27 protein-coding genes are annotated in these 16,505 nt (G+C 65.9%); 24 read left to right on the top strand and 3 right to left on the bottom strand.

Features of this window, described 5'->3' with window-relative positions; translation table 11 throughout:
• Position 1: 1 nt before the first annotated feature.
• From rpsG to tuf, 3 genes are all read left to right on the top strand, one after another.
• Entirely contained in the window at positions 2-472 is a 471-nt protein-coding gene (gene rpsG / locus ABZ953_RS04820) for a 30S ribosomal protein S7 (protein ID WP_055553483.1), read from the top strand.
• Between the two features lie 39 nt (positions 473-511).
• Complete coding sequence (gene fusA, locus ABZ953_RS04815; RefSeq protein ID WP_361716693.1) at positions 512-2,638, top strand: elongation factor G; 2,127 nt, start codon at positions 512-514, stop codon at positions 2,636-2,638.
• A gap of 143 nt (positions 2,639-2,781) precedes the next feature.
• The gene (tuf, locus tag ABZ953_RS04810) at positions 2,782-3,975 is read left to right on the top strand and encodes an elongation factor Tu (protein WP_360768512.1); all 1,194 of its coding nucleotides are present in this window, start codon (positions 2,782-2,784) and stop codon (positions 3,973-3,975) included.
• 140 nt (positions 3,976-4,115) lie between these two features.
• Here the strand turns inward: tuf and ABZ953_RS04805 are convergent, their stop codons facing one another.
• The 3 genes from ABZ953_RS04805 to ABZ953_RS04795 all read right to left on the bottom strand — a co-directional run bounded on the left by ABZ953_RS04805 (position 4,116) and on the right by ABZ953_RS04795 (position 5,762).
• On the bottom strand, positions 4,116-4,373 hold the full coding sequence (locus ABZ953_RS04805; protein WP_361716690.1) for a hypothetical protein: 258 nt from the start codon (positions 4,371-4,373) through the stop codon (positions 4,116-4,118).
• Positions 4,370-4,717, bottom strand: a complete 348-nt coding sequence (locus ABZ953_RS04800; RefSeq protein WP_361716687.1) for a hypothetical protein — start codon at positions 4,715-4,717, stop codon at positions 4,370-4,372. Before ABZ953_RS04800 ends, ABZ953_RS04805 begins: the two co-directional genes overlap by 4 nt.
• 88 nt (positions 4,718-4,805) lie before the next feature.
• Positions 4,806-5,762 (bottom strand): helix-turn-helix domain-containing protein, encoded by a 957-nt coding sequence (locus tag ABZ953_RS04795; protein WP_361716684.1) that lies wholly within the window; start codon positions 5,760-5,762, stop codon positions 4,806-4,808.
• 794 nt (positions 5,763-6,556) lie between these two features.
• Between ABZ953_RS04795 and rpsJ the strand changes: the two genes are divergently transcribed.
• From rpsJ to rplO, 21 genes are all read left to right on the top strand, one after another.
• Entirely contained in the window at positions 6,557-6,865 is a 309-nt protein-coding gene (gene rpsJ, locus ABZ953_RS04790; RefSeq protein ID WP_003948644.1) for a 30S ribosomal protein S10, read from the top strand.
• Between the two features lie 14 nt (positions 6,866-6,879).
• A complete protein-coding gene (gene rplC, locus ABZ953_RS04785) occupies positions 6,880-7,524 on the top strand; it encodes a 50S ribosomal protein L3 (protein ID WP_055564825.1) in 645 nt (214 codons plus the stop codon).
• Between the two features lie 8 nt (positions 7,525-7,532).
• Positions 7,533-8,186, top strand: coding sequence for a 50S ribosomal protein L4 (gene rplD / locus ABZ953_RS04780; protein ID WP_356251647.1), 654 nt, complete (start codon positions 7,533-7,535; stop codon positions 8,184-8,186).
• The gene (rplW, locus tag ABZ953_RS04775; RefSeq protein WP_361716679.1) at positions 8,186-8,605 is read left to right on the top strand and encodes a 50S ribosomal protein L23; all 420 of its coding nucleotides are present in this window, start codon (positions 8,186-8,188) and stop codon (positions 8,603-8,605) included. Before rplD ends, rplW begins: the two co-directional genes overlap by 1 nt.
• A 39-nt stretch (positions 8,606-8,644) precedes the next feature.
• Positions 8,645-9,481: a 50S ribosomal protein L2 gene (rplB, locus tag ABZ953_RS04770; protein ID WP_361716676.1), complete on the top strand. Its 837-nt coding sequence runs from the start codon at positions 8,645-8,647 to the stop codon at positions 9,479-9,481.
• Positions 9,482-9,493: 12 nt separating this feature from the next.
• Positions 9,494-9,775, top strand: coding sequence for a 30S ribosomal protein S19 (gene rpsS, locus ABZ953_RS04765; RefSeq protein ID WP_356251643.1), 282 nt, complete (start codon positions 9,494-9,496; stop codon positions 9,773-9,775).
• Between the two features lie 42 nt (positions 9,776-9,817).
• Positions 9,818-10,165 (top strand): 50S ribosomal protein L22, encoded by a 348-nt coding sequence (rplV, locus tag ABZ953_RS04760; protein WP_361716672.1) that lies wholly within the window; start codon positions 9,818-9,820, stop codon positions 10,163-10,165.
• The gene (rpsC, locus tag ABZ953_RS04755) at positions 10,165-11,007 is read left to right on the top strand and encodes a 30S ribosomal protein S3 (RefSeq protein ID WP_361716669.1); all 843 of its coding nucleotides are present in this window, start codon (positions 10,165-10,167) and stop codon (positions 11,005-11,007) included. Before rplV ends, rpsC begins: the two co-directional genes overlap by 1 nt.
• 5 nt (positions 11,008-11,012) lie before the next feature.
• Entirely contained in the window at positions 11,013-11,432 is a 420-nt protein-coding gene (rplP, locus tag ABZ953_RS04750; protein WP_030782563.1) for a 50S ribosomal protein L16, read from the top strand.
• The gene (rpmC, locus tag ABZ953_RS04745; RefSeq protein WP_006347226.1) at positions 11,432-11,656 is read left to right on the top strand and encodes a 50S ribosomal protein L29; all 225 of its coding nucleotides are present in this window, start codon (positions 11,432-11,434) and stop codon (positions 11,654-11,656) included. Before rplP ends, rpmC begins: the two co-directional genes overlap by 1 nt.
• Positions 11,656-11,943, top strand: coding sequence for a 30S ribosomal protein S17 (gene rpsQ / locus ABZ953_RS04740; RefSeq protein WP_150171090.1), 288 nt, complete (start codon positions 11,656-11,658; stop codon positions 11,941-11,943). The genes rpmC and rpsQ overlap by 1 nt, the downstream gene beginning before the upstream one ends.
• A 107-nt stretch (positions 11,944-12,050) precedes the next feature.
• Positions 12,051-12,419 (top strand): 50S ribosomal protein L14, encoded by a 369-nt coding sequence (gene rplN, locus ABZ953_RS04735; RefSeq protein WP_003974257.1) that lies wholly within the window; start codon positions 12,051-12,053, stop codon positions 12,417-12,419.
• 2 nt (positions 12,420-12,421) lie between these two features.
• Complete coding sequence (rplX, locus tag ABZ953_RS04730) at positions 12,422-12,745, top strand: 50S ribosomal protein L24 (protein WP_361716664.1); 324 nt, start codon at positions 12,422-12,424, stop codon at positions 12,743-12,745.
• Positions 12,745-13,302 carry a 50S ribosomal protein L5 gene (gene rplE, locus ABZ953_RS04725; protein ID WP_055564831.1) on the top strand — a complete coding sequence of 186 codons (558 nt, stop codon included), beginning with the start codon at positions 12,745-12,747 and terminating at the stop codon, positions 13,300-13,302. The genes rplX and rplE overlap by 1 nt, the downstream gene beginning before the upstream one ends.
• A gap of 5 nt (positions 13,303-13,307) precedes the next feature.
• Positions 13,308-13,493 (top strand): type Z 30S ribosomal protein S14, encoded by a 186-nt coding sequence (locus tag ABZ953_RS04720; RefSeq protein WP_003956452.1) that lies wholly within the window; start codon positions 13,308-13,310, stop codon positions 13,491-13,493.
• A 210-nt stretch (positions 13,494-13,703) separates the two neighbouring features.
• Entirely contained in the window at positions 13,704-14,102 is a 399-nt protein-coding gene (gene rpsH / locus ABZ953_RS04715) for a 30S ribosomal protein S8 (protein WP_361716660.1), read from the top strand.
• A 21-nt stretch (positions 14,103-14,123) separates the two neighbouring features.
• A complete protein-coding gene (gene rplF, locus ABZ953_RS04710) occupies positions 14,124-14,663 on the top strand; it encodes a 50S ribosomal protein L6 (protein WP_361716657.1) in 540 nt (179 codons plus the stop codon).
• A 3-nt stretch (positions 14,664-14,666) separates the two neighbouring features.
• On the top strand, positions 14,667-15,050 hold the full coding sequence (gene rplR / locus ABZ953_RS04705) for a 50S ribosomal protein L18 (protein ID WP_055564833.1): 384 nt from the start codon (positions 14,667-14,669) through the stop codon (positions 15,048-15,050).
• A 41-nt stretch (positions 15,051-15,091) separates the two neighbouring features.
• Positions 15,092-15,694, top strand: a complete 603-nt coding sequence (gene rpsE / locus ABZ953_RS04700) for a 30S ribosomal protein S5 (RefSeq protein ID WP_055513610.1) — start codon at positions 15,092-15,094, stop codon at positions 15,692-15,694.
• A complete protein-coding gene (gene rpmD, locus ABZ953_RS04695) occupies positions 15,694-15,873 on the top strand; it encodes a 50S ribosomal protein L30 (RefSeq protein WP_326020845.1) in 180 nt (59 codons plus the stop codon). Before rpsE ends, rpmD begins: the two co-directional genes overlap by 1 nt.
• Before the next feature lies 1 nt (position 15,874).
• Complete coding sequence (rplO, locus tag ABZ953_RS04690; RefSeq protein WP_361716652.1) at positions 15,875-16,330, top strand: 50S ribosomal protein L15; 456 nt, start codon at positions 15,875-15,877, stop codon at positions 16,328-16,330.
• Positions 16,331-16,505: the final 175 nt, after the last annotated feature.

The following is a 16,505-nucleotide window of genomic DNA, read 5'->3' as shown; positions in this document are numbered from 1 at the left end:
AATGCCTCGTAAGGGCCCCGCCCCGAAGCGCCCGGTCATCATCGACCCGGTCTACGGTTCTCCTCTGGTGACCTCCCTCATCAACAAGGTGCTGCTGAACGGCAAGCGCTCCACCGCCGAACGCATTGTGTACGGCGCCATGGAAGGCCTGAAGGAGAAGACCGGCAACGACCCGGTCATCACCCTCAAGCGCGCGCTCGAGAACATCAAGCCGACCCTCGAGGTCAAGTCCCGCCGTGTCGGTGGCGCGACCTACCAGGTCCCGATCGAGGTCAAGCCGGGCCGTGCGAACACGCTCGCCCTGCGCTGGCTGGTCGGTTACTCCCGCGCCCGTCGCGAGAAGACCATGACCGAGCGTCTGCTCAACGAGCTCCTCGACGCCTCCAACGGCCTCGGTGCCGCTGTGAAGAAGCGCGAGGACACCCACAAGATGGCCGAGTCCAACAAGGCCTTCGCGCACTACCGCTGGTAGTCGCTACCCCCATCGAGACCGAGAGAAGACTGAGCCGATATGGCTACCACTTCACTTGACCTGGCCAAGGTGCGCAACATCGGCATCATGGCCCACATCGACGCGGGCAAGACGACGACCACCGAGCGGATCCTGTTCTACACGGGTGTGTCGTACAAGATCGGTGAGGTTCACGACGGCGCCGCGACCATGGACTGGATGGAGCAGGAGCAGGAGCGTGGCATCACGATCACCTCTGCTGCCACCACCTGTCACTGGCCGATGAACGACATCGACCACACCATCAACATCATCGACACCCCGGGCCACGTCGACTTCACCGTCGAGGTGGAGCGTTCGCTCCGCGTGCTCGACGGTGCCGTGACGGTGTTCGACGGCGTCGCCGGTGTCGAGCCGCAGTCCGAGACCGTGTGGCGTCAGGCGGACCGCTACGGCGTCCCGCGTATTTGCTTCGTCAACAAGCTCGACCGCACCGGTGCCGAGTTCCACCGCTGCGTCGACATGATCGTCGACCGCCTCGGTGCGACCCCGATCGTCATGCAGCTGCCCATTGGCGCAGAGGCTGACTTCAAGGGCGTCGTCGACCTCGTCACGATGAAGGCCTTCGTCTGGTCCGCAGAGACCAAGATGGGCGAGGCCTACGACATCGTCGACATCCCCGACACGCACACCGAGGCTGCCGACGAGTACCGCGGCAAGCTGCTCGAGGCTGTCGCCGAGAACGACGAGCAGATGATGGAGCTGTACCTCGAGGGCCAGGAGCCCACCGAGGAGCAGCTGTACGCGGCGATCCGTCGCATCACCATCGCGTCGGGCAAGGGCGGCGACACCACCGTCACCCCCGTCTTCTGCGGTACGGCGTTCAAGAACAAGGGCGTCCAGCCCCTGCTCGACGCCGTCGTGCGCTACCTGCCGTCCCCCCTGGACGTCGAGGCCATCGAGGGCCACGACGTCAAGGACCCGGAGACGGTCGTCAAGCGCAAGCCGTCCGACGAGGAGCCCCTGTCGGCGCTCGCGTTCAAGATCGCGAGCGACCCGCACCTCGGCAAGCTCACCTTCGTCCGGATCTACTCCGGTCGCCTGGAGGCCGGCACCGCGGTGCTGAACTCCGTCAAGGGCAAGAAGGAGCGCATCGGCAAGATCTACCGCATGCACGCGAACAAGCGTGAGGAGATCGCGTCGGTGGGCGCCGGTGACATCGTCGCCGTCATGGGCCTGAAGCAGACCACCACCGGTGAGACGCTGTGTGACGACAAGAAGCCGGTCATCCTGGAGTCCATGGACTTCCCGGCGCCGGTCATTCAGGTCGCCATCGAGCCGAAGTCCAAGGGTGACCAGGAGAAGCTGGGTGTAGCCATCCAGCGGCTCTCGGAGGAGGACCCCTCCTTCCAGGTTCACTCGGACGAGGAGACCGGCCAGACCATCATCGGTGGTATGGGCGAGCTTCACCTCGAGGTGCTCGTCGACCGCATGAAGCGCGAATTCCGCGTCGAGGCGAACGTCGGCAAGCCCCAGGTCGCGTACCGCGAGACGATCCGTCAGGCCGTCGAGCGCGTGGACTACACCCACAAGAAGCAGACCGGTGGTACCGGTCAGTTCGCCAAGGTGCAGATCGCGATCGAGCCCATCGAGGGCGGCGAGGCGTCGTACGAGTTCGTGAACAAGGTCACCGGTGGCCGTATCCCGCGGGAGTACATCCCGTCGGTGGACGCCGGTGCGCAGGAGGCCATGCAGTTCGGCATCCTGGCGGGCTACGAGATGACTGGTGTTCGCATCACGCTTCTCGACGGCGCCTACCACGAGGTCGACTCCTCCGAGCTCGCCTTCAAGATCGCCGGTTCGCAGGCCTTCAAGGAGGCCGCGCGTAAGGCCAAGCCCGTGCTGCTCGAGCCGATGATGGCCGTTGAGGTCACCACGCCCGAGGACTACATGGGCGATGTCATCGGTGACATCAACTCCCGCCGTGGCCAGATTCAGGCCATGGAGGAGCGCAGCGGTGCTCGCGTCGTGAAGGGCCTCGTGCCCCTCTCGGAGATGTTCGGCTACGTCGGAGACCTCCGCAGCAAGACGTCGGGTCGCGCAAGCTACTCAATGCAGTTCGACTCCTACGCCGAGGTTCCGCGGAACGTCGCCGAGGAGATCATCGCGAAGGCCAAGGGCGAGTAACTCACCCGAGTTCACGCTTTAGGCTTGACACCATCCGCCGGGGTTCGAACCCCAGGGCCAGAACCCCGGCGGCTGGCTTCCCAGCAAAGATCACCTGGCGCCGATGAAGCAAGGCGTACAGAACCACTCCGCAGGAGGATTCAGTGGCGAAGGCAAAGTTCGAGCGGACTAAGCCGCACGTCAACATCGGCACCATCGGTCACATTGACCACGGTAAGACGACCCTCACGGCCGCCATTACCAAGGTGCTGCACGACGCGTACCCCGAGCTGAACGAGGCCTCGGCCTTCGACCAGATCGACAAGGCTCCCGAAGAGCGTCAGCGCGGTATCACGATCTCGATCGCGCACGTCGAGTACCAGACGGAGACGCGTCACTACGCGCACGTCGACTGCCCCGGGCACGCGGACTACATCAAGAACATGATCACGGGTGCCGCGCAGATGGACGGCGCGATCCTCGTGGTTGCCGCCACCGACGGCCCGATGCCGCAGACCAAGGAGCACGTGCTCCTGGCCCGCCAGGTCGGCGTTCCGTACATCGTTGTCGCCCTGAACAAGGCCGACATGGTGGACGACGAGGAGATCCTGGAGCTCGTCGAGCTCGAGGTTCGTGAGCTCCTCTCCGAGTACGAGTTCCCGGGCGACGACCTGCCGGTCGTCAAGGTCTCGGCGCTCAAGGCGCTCGAGGGCGACAAGGAGTGGGGTGAGTCCGTCCTCAACCTGATGAAGGCTGTCGACGAGTCCATCCCGGAGCCCGAGCGTGACGTCGACAAGCCGTTCCTGATGCCGATCGAGGACGTCTTCACGATCACCGGTCGTGGCACCGTCGTCACCGGTCGTATCGAGCGCGGTGTCCTCAAGGTCAACGAGACCGTCGACATCATCGGCATCAAGACCGAGAAGACCACCACCACGGTCACCGGCATCGAGATGTTCCGCAAGCTGCTCGACGAGGGCCAGGCCGGTGAGAATGTCGGTCTGCTCCTCCGTGGCATCAAGCGCGAGGACGTCGAGCGCGGCCAGGTCATCATCAAGCCCGGTTCGGTCACGCCGCACACCGAGTTCGAGGCCCAGGCCTACATCCTGTCGAAGGACGAGGGTGGCCGTCACACCCCGTTCTTCAACAACTACCGCCCGCAGTTCTACTTCCGCACCACGGACGTGACCGGCGTCGTGACCCTCCCCGAGGGCACCGAGATGGTCATGCCGGGCGACAACACTGAGATGACCGTTGAGCTCATCCAGCCCGTCGCGATGGAAGAGGGCCTGAAGTTCGCCATCCGTGAGGGTGGCCGGACCGTCGGCGCCGGCCAGGTCACCAAGATCAACAAGTAAGCTTCTCGCTTGCGCGTTGATCGGGGTAACCCGGTTGCTCTGAACTGAGAGCACAGCAGTACACGCGGTAACGGGAGGGCCCGTACGACTTCGGTCGTACGGGCCCTTTTGCGTGGGGTGCGCGTGGAGGGCGTGCGGTTTCAGAAGCCCAGGTAGGTGAGCTGGACGACGTAAACGCGTTCGCTGCGGACGACGATCTGGTAGCGGAACATGCCGCCGGGGACGGTGATGTCGCCCCCCTTCGGATCGACGCCCTTGTGACTGCGGCCGTGTACGTGCAGTGCCGCGGCGGCTCTGACCACTTCGTCGGCCTTGCGCTTCACTTCGGCGAGGAACGCTGATGGCGCGGTGCGGGCGGCTTCTTCCGCCGCGAAGGCGTACTCCCAGCTCCAGCTCAAGCCCGTACTGCCTTCATGGCCTCGTCGAGGACCGTGCTCAGCTCACGTAGGGCTTCCCGGGCGACTGCCGCGTCTTCGTGCTCCAGGTCCCGCGTCGCGCGGGCGTGCCGGGAGGACAGGTCGGGGCGGCGCGCGATCTCGATGTCCCGGGCCCAGGTGAGGACCCAGCTCTGCACCGGGCTGAGGGACTGCCACTCGACGGCCTTGGCGAAGGCCTCGTCCTTGGTCCGCTGCATCTCCGGCAGGCGCGCGGGGGCAACGAGGGCCAGGGCGGCGCGCAGAGCGTCGGGGGTGTGCTCAGGGCGGGGTGCCAGCTCGTGTCCGTGGTCGGCCTGCGTGCTCATAAGGTCCTCCCGGGAGTGCACTGGCCAGGTTAGTCGCCTGGGGCTCGCGGGATGGGCAGACCCGAACATTGTTGAGTGTTTCCCCTGGTCAGTGGGTGTGCATCAGGTCAGTCGCCGATTTCTCAGCCGTGCGGCAGTCGCCGCAGAGGCCCGGTCCCGGGGCGCGGAAGGCGCGGTCGCAGGTGTCGCAGTTCTGGAGGGGGTGCCGCCCGGTTTCCGGCGGGGCGCGGAAGGCCGGTGCGGGTGGGAGGAGGGCCGTCAGGCGGTGGGCAAGAAGGGCGGCCGGGCGGCGCAGGGCCGTTGGCGGGAGGTCGTGGGTGAGGGCGTGGCGGACGGCCTCCAGGGGGACCTCTCGTTCCAGCCAGGCTGCGACGCCCGTGGCCAGGTGGGCCGTGTCGCGGGCCGTCAGGATCAGGCGCGGGTCCTGGTGGCGCAGGCCGGTCAGGAGGTCGGCCGCCTCGTCGAGGAGGGGCGGGGCCGGGCAGGTGGGGTGCGGGACCGCCGGGAGGGGGCGGGGGGCTTTGCGGGCTGGTACGGGCGGCCCGGGTGGTGCCTGCGTGGCCTGCGCTTCTTCGGGGTGAGCCGGTGGCGACGGGGCGTGCTGACGGGGGGCGGGGCGTGGCTGGTTGCAGGACGTCGTGCGGGTGACGATGCGGCCCGCGGGGGTGCGTTCGCGGTCGCGGCGCAGGTAGCCGTGGGTCTCGAGATCGCGGAGTGCCGCGGCGATGCGGGCCGATCCCTCGGGGAAGCGGGCCGTCAGGGTCTTGATGTCGACGTGGGCGCCTGCGGGCAGCGACTGGATGTGGCAGGCCAGGCCGATCGCCAGGAGGGAGAGCTCCTGGTGCTGCGTGAGGTGATTGCCGATCACCGTGAAGCGGGTGGTGTGGCGGGTGTTCTCGTGGGTGATGCCAGATGGTCGGCGCCGGGCCGCGGTGGGGGGCGCGTGCGCGTCGGCTCTGCGGGGTCCGGTCGCCCTTGCGAGGGGTTTGTTGTCGCCGTAGGCGGACTTGGCGCGCGGGGGCGCGCTAGGGTTTTGGATATCCATCGGGAAGGGCTTCTTCCTCGGTGGTCAGGCCCTCGCCTCGGGATGCCAGTCCCGGCGGGGGCCGTCGCGTTTATCGGGGTTGTTTGCGGTGAGCGTAGGGGAGTTGGGGGGTCGAAAAGCCAGCCCGGCGGGTGATGTTCACTCGGGGGAGTGAGCGGGCGTGGGCATGGCTCTTCGCGGACCGGCCGGGCCTGGTGGGGCTTGGTGGGGCTTGGTGGGGTCCTTTACCCCTCAGGTTTCTTGGGGGGTAGTCGCCTGTCTTACCGGAGCGCGGGGGATCGGGTTCCGGTGGCGTGAGGTGTGGTCGCCCTGGCGTACGCCTCTCGGGCTGGCTCCGGAGCTTCGGCGCGCCGGGCGCACCCCGGGTTTGATCTCCGTCACCCACCGGGTACGCTCTACCGCTCGATTGGCACAGGACATGCCCCGTATGGCAGACTGTCCTGGTTGCTCGGTTGAGTGCCGATGCTGCGCGCCTCCCGCCGGGAGGACCGGAAGCGAGTCCCACAGTACTCGTCGCCTTATCTGTCGAAGGGCCCGTAAGGGCTTGGAGGCAGCGATGGGGCGGACGTACGGGAATCTTTCGGGAAGTGCGGTGCGGTGGCTCGGCCAGGCGCCCGGTGGGTTTCTTCCCCCGGACCCGCGGTCATTAAGGGCCGCAGCCCCTAGCAGGGATTCTCCTTCGGGAGAACTGTGTGAACGGGACTGCGACACGCCCGACCGCGTGGGTCGGAGGAAGTAGAAAAAAGGGCCTATCGGGAGCCAGAGCGTTCGAGACAAAGGACTACTAGGTAGCCATGGCGGGACAGAAGATCCGCATCCGGCTCAAGGCCTACGACCACGAGGTCATCGATTCCTCGGCGAAGAAGATCGTCGAGACGGTGACGCGTACTGGTGCGTCGGTCGCGGGCCCGGTGCCGCTGCCCACTGAGAAGAACGTGTACTGCGTCATCAAGTCGCCGCACAAGTACAAGGACTCGCGCGAGCACTTCGAGATGCGCACGCACAAGCGCCTGATCGACATCCTCGACCCGACCCCCAAGACCGTTGACTCGCTGATGCGCCTGGACCTTCCGGCCGGCGTTGACATCGAGATCAAGCTCTGAAGGGCGCGGAGAAGATGACCAAGCAGATCAAGGGCATCCTGGGCGAGAAGCTCGGCATGACCCAGGTCTGGGACGAGAACAACCGTGTCGTCCCGGTGACCGTGGTCAAGGCCGGACCCTGCGTCGTTACCCAGGTCCGTACGAATGACAGCGACGGCTACGAGTCGGTCCAGATCGCCTTCGGCGAGATCGACCCGCGCAAGGTGAACAAGCCCCTCAAGGGCCACTTCGCCAAGGCCGACGTGACCCCCCGTCGCCACCTCGTCGAGATCCGTACCGCTGGTGCCAGCGAGTACACCCTCGGCCAGGAGCTGACTGCCGAGACGTTCGAGGCCGGTATCAAGGTCGACGTCACCGGCAAGAGCAAGGGCAAGGGCTTCGCCGGTGTGATGAAGCGTCACAACTTCGCCGGTGGCAAGGCCTCCCACGGTGCCCACCGCGTGCACCGCAAGCCCGGTTCCATCGGTGGCTGCGCCACGCCCGGCCGTGTTTTCAAGGGCCAGCGCATGGCCGGCCGCATGGGCAGCGAGCGGGTCACCACCCAGAACCTGACCGTCCACGCCGTTGACGCGGAGAAGGGCCTGCTCCTCATCAAGGGCGCGGTTCCTGGTCCGAACGGCGGCCTCGTCCTGGTCCGTACTGCGGCCAAGGGGGCCTGAGGTAACCCATGAGCACCATTGACATCCTTTCGCCGGCAGGCGACAAGACCGGGACGGTCGAGCTCCCCGCGGAGATCTTCGACGTCGAGAAGATCAGCATTCCGCTGATCCACCAGGTCGTCGTCGCCCAGCTGGCCGCTGCCCGACAGGGCACGCACAAGACCAAGCGTCGTGGCGAAGTCCGCGGTGGCGGCAAGAAGCCGTACCGCCAGAAGGGCACCGGCCGCGCGCGCCAGGGTTCGACCCGTGCGCCGCAGTTCGCCGGCGGTGGCGTCGTCCACGGCCCGCAGCCGCGTGACTACTCGCAGCGGACCCCGAAGAAGATGAAGGCCGCGGCCCTGCGCCACGCCCTCACCGACCGGGCCCGTAACGCTCGCATCCACGTTGTCACCAACGTGGTCGAGGGCGACATCTCCACGAAGGCCGCGAAGACGCTGCTCGGCAAGGTCAGCGAGCGCAAGAACGTGCTCCTGGTCATCGACCGTGCGGACGAGACTTCGCTGCTCTCCGCCCGCAACCTGCCCCAGGTGCACATCCTGGAGCCGGGCCAGCTGAACACGTACGACGTGCTCGTCTCGGACGACGTGGTCTTCACCAAGGCCGCCTTCGAGTCCTTCGTGTCTGGCCCCAAGGCCGATGAGACCGAAGGGAGCGAAGCCTGATGGCTATCCGTCACCAGAGCATCGCGTCCAAGGCTGCGAAGGCCGCCAAGGCCGCGCGCGTCGCCAAGGCGAAGCGCATCGCGACCGAGGGCAAGATCGCTGTTGAGCCCACCCCGCTGAGCAAGTCCTTCTCGGACCCGCGCGACGTCCTCGTCAAGCCGGTCGTCTCCGAGAAGTCGTACGCGCTGCTCGACGAGGGCAAGTACACGTTCATCGTGGCCCCCGGCGCCAACAAGACCCAGATCAAGCAGGCCGTCGAGGCGGTCTTCTCGGTCAAGGTCACCGGCGTCAACACGATCAACCGCCAGGGCAAGCGCAAGCGCACCAAGAGTGGTTTCGGCAAGCGTGCCGACACCAAGCGCGCGATTGTGACCCTTGCTGAGGGCGACCGTATCGACATCTTCGGCCAGGCCTCCTAACGGAGTGCCCTGGTCCGAATATCGGACGAGGACTGAGAAATGGGAATCCGCAAGTACAAGCCGACTACGCCGGGCCGTCGTGGCTCCAGCGTCGCCGACTTCGTCGAGGTAACGCGGTCCACGCCGGAGAAGTCGCTGGTTCGCCCGCTGCACAGCAAGGGCGGCCGTAACAACGCCGGTCGGATCACCGTTCGCCACCAGGGTGGCGGACACAAGCGCGCCTTCCGCGTGATCGACTTCCGTCGTCACGACAAGGACGGTGTGCCGGCCAAGGTCGCGCACATCGAGTACGACCCCAACCGCACCGCGCGCATCGCGCTGCTGCACTACGCGGACGGCGAGAAGCGCTACATCCTCGCCCCCCGTGGCACGCAGCAGGGTGACCGGATTGAGAGCGGCCCTGGCGCCGACATCAAGCCCGGCAACAACATGGCGCTGCGCAACATCCCGGTCGGTACGACCCTCCACGCCATCGAGCTGCGGCCCGGCGGCGGCGCGAAGTTCGCCCGCTCGGCCGGTGCCTCGGTGCAGCTGCTCGCGAAGGAAGGCGCCATGGCGCACCTTCGTATGCCGTCCGGCGAGATCCGTCTCGTCGACGTGCGCTGCCGCGCCACCATCGGTGAGGTCGGCAACGCCGAGCAGTCGAACATCAACTGGGGCAAGGCCGGCCGTATGCGCTGGAAGGGCGTTCGCCCGACCGTGCGTGGTGTCGTGATGAACCCGGTCGACCACCCGCACGGTGGTGGTGAAGGCAAGACTTCCGGTGGTCGTCACCCGGTCTCGCCGTGGGGTCAGAAGGAGGGTCGTACTCGTGATCGCAACAAGGCGAGCAACAAGTACATCGTCCGTCGCCGCAAGTCGAACAAGAAGCGCTAGGAGCGGGTTTAGATGCCGCGCAGTCTCAAGAAGGGGCCCTTCGTCGACGACCACCTCGTAAAAAAGGTGGACGTCCAGAACGAAGCCGGTTCCAAGAACGTCATCAAGACCTGGTCCCGTCGCTCGATGATCATTCCCAGCATGCTGGGTCACACGATCGCGGTGCACAACGGCAAGACCCACATCCCGGTGTTCGTCACCGAGTCGATGGTCGGCCACAAGCTCGGCGAGTTCTCGCCGACTCGCACCTTCCGCGGCCACGTCAAGGACGACCGGAAGTCGAAGCGCCGCTAGCGCGGGGTGGAAACGACTATGACTAACACCGAAGGGACAACCATGGAAGCCAGGGCCCAGGCGCGGTACATCCGCGTCACGCCCATGAAGGCCCGCCGCGTGGTGGACCTCATCCGTGGCATGGATGCCACGGAGGCTCAGGCGGTCCTGCGTTTCGCCCCGCAGGCCGCGAGCGTGCCGGTCGGCAAGGTGCTTGACAGCGCCATTGCCAACGCCGCGCACAACTACGACCACAACGACGCCTCTTCGCTGGTCATCAGCGAGGCGTACGTGGATGAGGGCCCGACCCTGAAGCGGTTCCGTCCGCGTGCTCAGGGCCGTGCCTACCGGATCCGTAAGCGGACCAGCCACATCACCGTGGTCGTCAGCAGCAAGGAAGGAACCCGGTAATGGGCCAGAAGGTAAACCCGCACGGGTTCCGGCTCGGTGTCACGACCGACTTCAAGTCGCGTTGGTACGCCGACAAGCTGTACAAGGACTACGTCAAGGAAGACGTCGCCATCCGTCGGATGATGACGTCCGGCATGGAGCGCGCCGGCATCTCGAAGGTTGAGATCGAGCGCACCCGTGACCGCGTGCGTGTGGACATCCACACCGCTCGTCCCGGCATCGTCATCGGCCGCCGTGGCGCCGAGGCCGACCGCATCCGCGGTGACCTCGAGAAGCTCACGGGCAAGCAGGTCCAGCTGAACATCCTCGAGGTCAAGAACCCCGAGGTCGACGCTCAGCTCGTGGCCCAGGCCGTGGCGGAGCAGCTGTCCTCCCGCGTCTCCTTCCGTCGCGCCATGCGTAAGAGCATGCAGTCGTCGATGAAGGCCGGCGCCAAGGGCATCAAGATCCAGTGTGGCGGCCGTCTCGGCGGCGCCGAGATGTCGCGCTCGGAGTTCTACCGCGAGGGCCGCGTGCCCCTGCACACGCTCCGCGCGAACGTCGACTACGGCTTCTTCGAGGCCAAGACGACCTTCGGCCGCATCGGCGTGAAGGTCTGGATCTACAAGGGCGACGTCAAGAACATCGCCGAGGTCCGCGCCGAGAACGCCGCTGCCCGTGCGGGTAACCGCCCGGCCCGTGGCGGCGGCAACGACCGCCCGGCCCGTGGTGGCCGCGGTGGCGAGCGTGGCGGCCGCGGCCGCAAGCCGCAGCAGCAGTCCGCGCCGGCTGCCGAGGCCCCCAAGGCCGACGCTCCCGCCGCCGCTGCCGCTCCGGCTGAGAGCACCGGAACGGAGGCCTGACCGAAATGCTGATCCCCCGTAGGGTCAAGCACCGCAAGCAGCACCACCCCAAGCGCCGCGGTCAGGCCAAGGGTGGTACGACGGTCGCATTCGGCGAGTACGGCATTCAGGCCCTCACGCCGGCGTACGTGACCAACCGCCAGATCGAGGCGGCTCGTATCGCGATGACCCGCCACATCAAGCGTGGCGGCAAGGTCTGGATCAACATTTATCCGGACCGCCCCCTCACCAAGAAGCCTGCCGAGACCCGCATGGGTTCCGGTAAGGGTTCTCCGGAGTGGTGGGTCGCGAACGTTCACCCGGGACGGGTGATGTTCGAGCTGTCGTACCCCAACGAGAAGATTGCTCGTGAGGCGCTCACCCGCGCTGCTCACAAGCTTCCGATGAAGTGCCGCATCGTCCGGCGCGAGGCAGGTGAGTCGTGATGTCGGCCGGTACCAAGGCGTCCGAGCTGCGCGAGCTGGGCAACGAGGAGCTTGTCAACAAGCTTCGCGAGGCCAAGGAAGAGCTGTTCAACCTCCGCTTCCAGGCGGCGACGGGTCAGCTCGAGAACCACGGTCGGCTCAAGGCCGTCCGTAAGGACATCGCGCGGATCTACACCCTGATGCGTGAGCGCGAGCTGGGCATCGAGACGGTGGAGAGCGCCTGATGAGCGAGAGCAACGTGACTGAAGAGACGAAGGCCGCGCGCGGCTTCCGCAAGACCCGTCAGGGTCTTGTCGTCAGCGACAAGATGGACAAGACCGTCGTCGTCGCTGTCGAGGACCGCGTGACGCACGCGCTGTACGGCAAGGTCATCCGCCGTACGAACAAGCTCAAGGCGCACGACGAGCAGAACGCTGCCGGCGTCGGCGACCGCGTCCTCCTGATGGAGACGCGTCCGCTGTCGGCGACCAAGCGCTGGCGCATCGTCGAGATCCTCGAGAAGGCCAAGTAATTTCCGAGGGGGTTTCCCCTCGGATCAGTTCCGCCAGGCTCGGTGGGGGCCGTTTCCCGTAAGGGATTCGCCCCCGCCGGGAACCGGCAGACAAACAGGAGATAGACGTGATCCAGCAGGAGTCGCGACTTCGCGTCGCCGACAACACGGGTGCGAAGGAAATTCTCACCATTCGTGTTCTCGGTGGCTCGGGTCGCCGCTACGCGGGTATCGGTGACGTCATCGTCGCCACCGTCAAGGACGCGATCCCCGGTGGCAACGTGAAGAAGGGTGACGTCGTCAAGGCGGTCATCGTTCGCACCGTCAAGGAGCGCCGCCGTCCGGACGGCTCGTACATCCGCTTCGACGAGAACGCCGCCGTCATTCTGAAGAACGACGGCGACCCTCGCGGCACCCGTATCTTCGGCCCCGTCGGCCGTGAGCTGCGCGAGAAGAAGTTCATGAAGATCATCTCGCTCGCGCCGGAGGTGCTGTAAGCATGAAGATCAAGAAGGGCGACCTGGTCCAGGTCATCACCGGTAAGGACAAGGGCAAGCAGGGCAAGGTCATTGCCGCTTACCCGCGCGACGAGCGCGTCCTGGTCGAGGGTGTCAACCGGGTCAAGAAGCACACGAAGGCCGGCCCGACCGCCAGCGGCTCGCAGGCCGGCGGCATCGTGACCACCGAGGCCCCCGTCCACATCTCCAACGTCCAGCTGGTCGTGGAGAAGGACGGCAACAAGGTTGTCACGCGTGTCGGTTACCGCTTCGACGACGAGGGCAACAAGATCCGCGTTGCCAAGCGGACGGGTGAGGACATCTGATGACGACCACCACCACTCCGCGTCTCAAGACGAAGTACCGCGAGGAGATCACCGGCAAGCTGCGTGAGGAGTTCTCGTACGAGAACGTCATGCAGATCCCCGGCCTGGTCAAGATCGTGGTCAACATGGGTGTCGGCGACGCCGCCCGTGACTCGAAGCTGATCGACGGCGCCATCCGCGACCTGACCACGATCACCGGTCAGAAGCCGGCCGTGACGAAGGCCCGGAAGTCCATCGCGCAGTTCAAGCTGCGCGAGGGTCAGCCGATCGGCTGCCACGTCACGCTCCGTGGCGACCGCATGTGGGAGTTCCTGGACCGCACCCTGTCGCTCGCGCTGCCGCGCATCCGCGACTTCCGTGGTCTGTCCCCCAAGCAGTTCGACGGCCGTGGCAACTACACCTTCGGTCTCACGGAGCAGGTCATGTTCCACGAGATCGACCAGGACAAGATCGACCGCGTCCGGGGTATGGACATCACCGTGGTCACCACGGCGACCAACGACGCTGAGGGCCGTGCCCTTCTCCGTCACCTCGGCTTCCCCTTCAAGGAGGCGTAAGCGAGATGGCGAAGAAGGCTCTGATTGCCAAGGCTGCTCGTAAGCCCAAGTTCGGTGTGCGTGCGTACACCCGCTGCCAGCGCTGCGGCCGCCCGCACTCCGTCTACCGCAAGTTCGGCCTCTGCCGCGTGTGCCTTCGTGAGATGGCTCACCGTGGCGAGCTGCCGGGCGTGACCAAGAGCTCCTGGTAGTCCGTACTTTTCGGACTGCTTGGATCTCTCGGTAAGTAAAGGGTTGGCAGATGCCGTCCTCCGTATGGCTTAGGCTAGGAGGGTTGGGCGTCTGCCGCCCCGACCGACTTACTACGCCGTAGGTCCCCGCGCCGCACCCGTCCTGCCTCTGAGTGGGGAGAGGGATGGCGCAGATAGGAAACCACGGCGAGAGAGGCCGAAGGCCAATTCATGACCATGACTGATCCGATCGCGGACATGCTGACTCGTCTGCGTAACGCGAACTCGGCGTACCACGACACCGTGGCAATGCCGCACAGCAAGATCAAGTCTCACATCGCGGAGATCCTCCAGCAGGAGGGCTTCATCACGGGCTGGAAGGTCGAGGACGCCGAGGTTGGCAAGAACCTCGTTCTCGAGCTGAAGTTCGGCCCGAACCGTGAGCGCTCCATTGCGGGCATCAAGCGGATCTCCAAGCCCGGTCTCCGGGTTTACGCGAAGTCCACCAACCTGCCCAAGGTCCTCGGCGGCCTCGGCGTGGCGGTTATCTCCACGTCGCACGGTCTTCTGACCGGCCAGCAGGCAGGCAAGAAGGGCGTAGGTGGGGAAGTCCTCGCCTACGTCTGGTAGTCGGGAACGGAGGAATAGCTAATGTCGCGTATTGGCAAGCTCCCCATCACGGTTCCCGCCGGCGTGGACGTCACCATCGACGGCCGTACGGTCGCTGTGAAGGGCCCCAAGGGTTCCCTCTCGCACACCGTTGTCGCGCCGATCGAGATCGCTAAGGACGAGGACGGCGTTCTGAACGTCACCCGTCCGAACGACGAGCGTCAGAACAAGGCCCTGCACGGCCTGTCCCGCACGCTGGTGGCGAACATGATCACCGGCGTGACCGAGGGTTACGTGAAGAAGCTCGAAATCAGCGGTGTCGGTTACCGCGTCCTCGCGAAGGGCTCCAACCTGGAGTTCTCGCTGGGCTACAGCCACCCGATCCTGGTCGAGGCCCCCGAGGGCATCACCTTCAAGGTGGAGTCCGCGACCAAGCTTTCGGTCGAGGGCATCGACAAGCAGAAGGTCGGCGAGGTTGCGGCCAACATCCGCAAGCTGCGCAAGCCCGACCCGTACAAGGCCAAGGGCGTCAAGTACGAAGGCGAAGTCATCCGCCGCAAGGTCGGAAAGGCGGGTAAGTAAGCCATGGCATACGGTGTCAAGATTGCTAAGGGCGACGCTTACAAGCGTGCTGCCATCAAGCGTCGTCACATCCGCATCCGTAAGCACATCTCGGGTACGGCTGAGCGTCCGCGCCTGGTCGTGACGCGTTCCAACCGCCACATCGTGGCCCAGGTCATCGACGACATCAAGGGTCACACCCTGGCGTCGGCGTCGACCCTGGACACCACGATCCGCGGGGCCGAGGGCGACAAGTCCGCGGCTGCCAAGTCGGTCGGCGCCCTGGTCGCCGAGCGCGCCAAGGCTGCCGGTGTCGAGACTGTCGTGTTCGACCGTGGTGGTAACCAGTACGCCGGGCGCATCGCCGCCCTGGCGGACGCCGCCCGCGAAGCCGGACTCAAGTTCTGAGTCGGTTCCGTAGCTAGCGGAAACAGAGAGAGGTAATTCCAATGGCTGGACCCCAGCGCCGCGGAAGCGGTGCCGGTGGCGGCGAGCGGCGGGACCGGAAGGGTCGCGACGGTGGCGCTGCCGCCGAGAAGACCGCATACGTTGAGCGCGTTGTCGCGATCAACCGCGTTGCCAAGGTTGTCAAGGGTGGTCGTCGCTTCAGCTTCACCGCGCTGGTCGTGGTGGGTGACGGTGACGGCACCGTAGGTGTCGGTTACGGCAAGGCCAAGGAGGTGCCGGCCGCCATCGCCAAGGGTGTTGAGGAGGCCAAGAAGCACTTCTTCAAGGTCCCCCGTATCCAGGGCACCATCCCGCACCCGATCACGGGCGAGAAGGCCGCGGGCGTCGTCCTGCTCAAGCCTGCTTCCCCCGGTACCGGCGTTATCGCCGGTGGCCCGGTGCGTGCTGTGCTCGAGTGCGCCGGCGTTCACGACATCCTGTCGAAGTCGCTCGGTTCGTCCAACGCGATCAACATCGTGCACGCGACCGTGGCGGCCCTCAAGGGCCTGCAGCGTCCCGAGGAGATCGCGGCTCGCCGTGGTCTGCCCCTCGAGGACGTCGCCCCCGCGGCTCTGCTTCGTGCGCGTGCAGGAGCGGGTGCGTAATGGCACAGCTCAAGATCACGCAGACGAAGTCGTACATCGGCAGCAAGCAGAACCACCGCGACACCCTGCGTTCCCTTGGTCTCAAGGGCATCAACACGCAGGTCGTCAAGGAGGACCGCCCCGAGTTCCGCGGCATGGTGCAGACCGTCCGCCACCTCGTGACGGTTGAGGAGGTCTGACATGGCGGAGCAGAACCCGCTGAAGGTTCACAACCTCCGGCCTGCCCCGGGCGCCAAGACCGCCAAGACCCGTGTGGGTCGTGGTGAGGCGTCCAAGGGTAAGACCGCTGGTCGTGGTACCAAGGGCACCAAGGCCCGTTACCAGGTTCCGGAGCGCTTCGAGGGTGGCCAGATGCCCCTCCACATGCGTCTCCCGAAGCTCAAGGGCTTCAGGAACCCGTTCAAGACCGAGTTCCAGGTCGTGAACCTCGACAAGCTGAGCTCGCTGTTCCCCGAGGGTGGCGAGGTCACCGTCGAGGCCCTCGTGGCCAAGGGTGCGGTTCGCAAGAACAGCCTCGTCAAGGTCCTCGGCCAGGGTGAGGTCACCGTGGCGCTGCAGGTGACGGTTGACGCCGTCTCCGGCTCCGCCAAGGAGAAGATCACCGCCGCCGGCGGTACCGTCACCGAGCTCGTCTGATTCCCTCGGACGTGTCGATGACATGAGCGATTCCCAGCCGGGGATGCCCCACAAAAGGGGCATCCCCGGTTGGTCGTTCCAAGGGGGGCACGGTCGCCGGTAAGGTGGCGTGCACTGTCTAAGCTCCGTGCGGCCTGGCCGCACGGTTTTCTTGACTGATACGTATTCGTCGAAC

Source organism: Streptomyces sp. NPDC046465 (genome assembly GCF_040646035.1).
GTDB lineage: Bacteria > Actinomycetota > Actinomycetes > Streptomycetales > Streptomycetaceae > Streptomyces.
The sequence above is the reverse complement of the archived record's forward strand: the minus strand, read 5'-3'. Positions and strand labels throughout refer to the sequence as shown.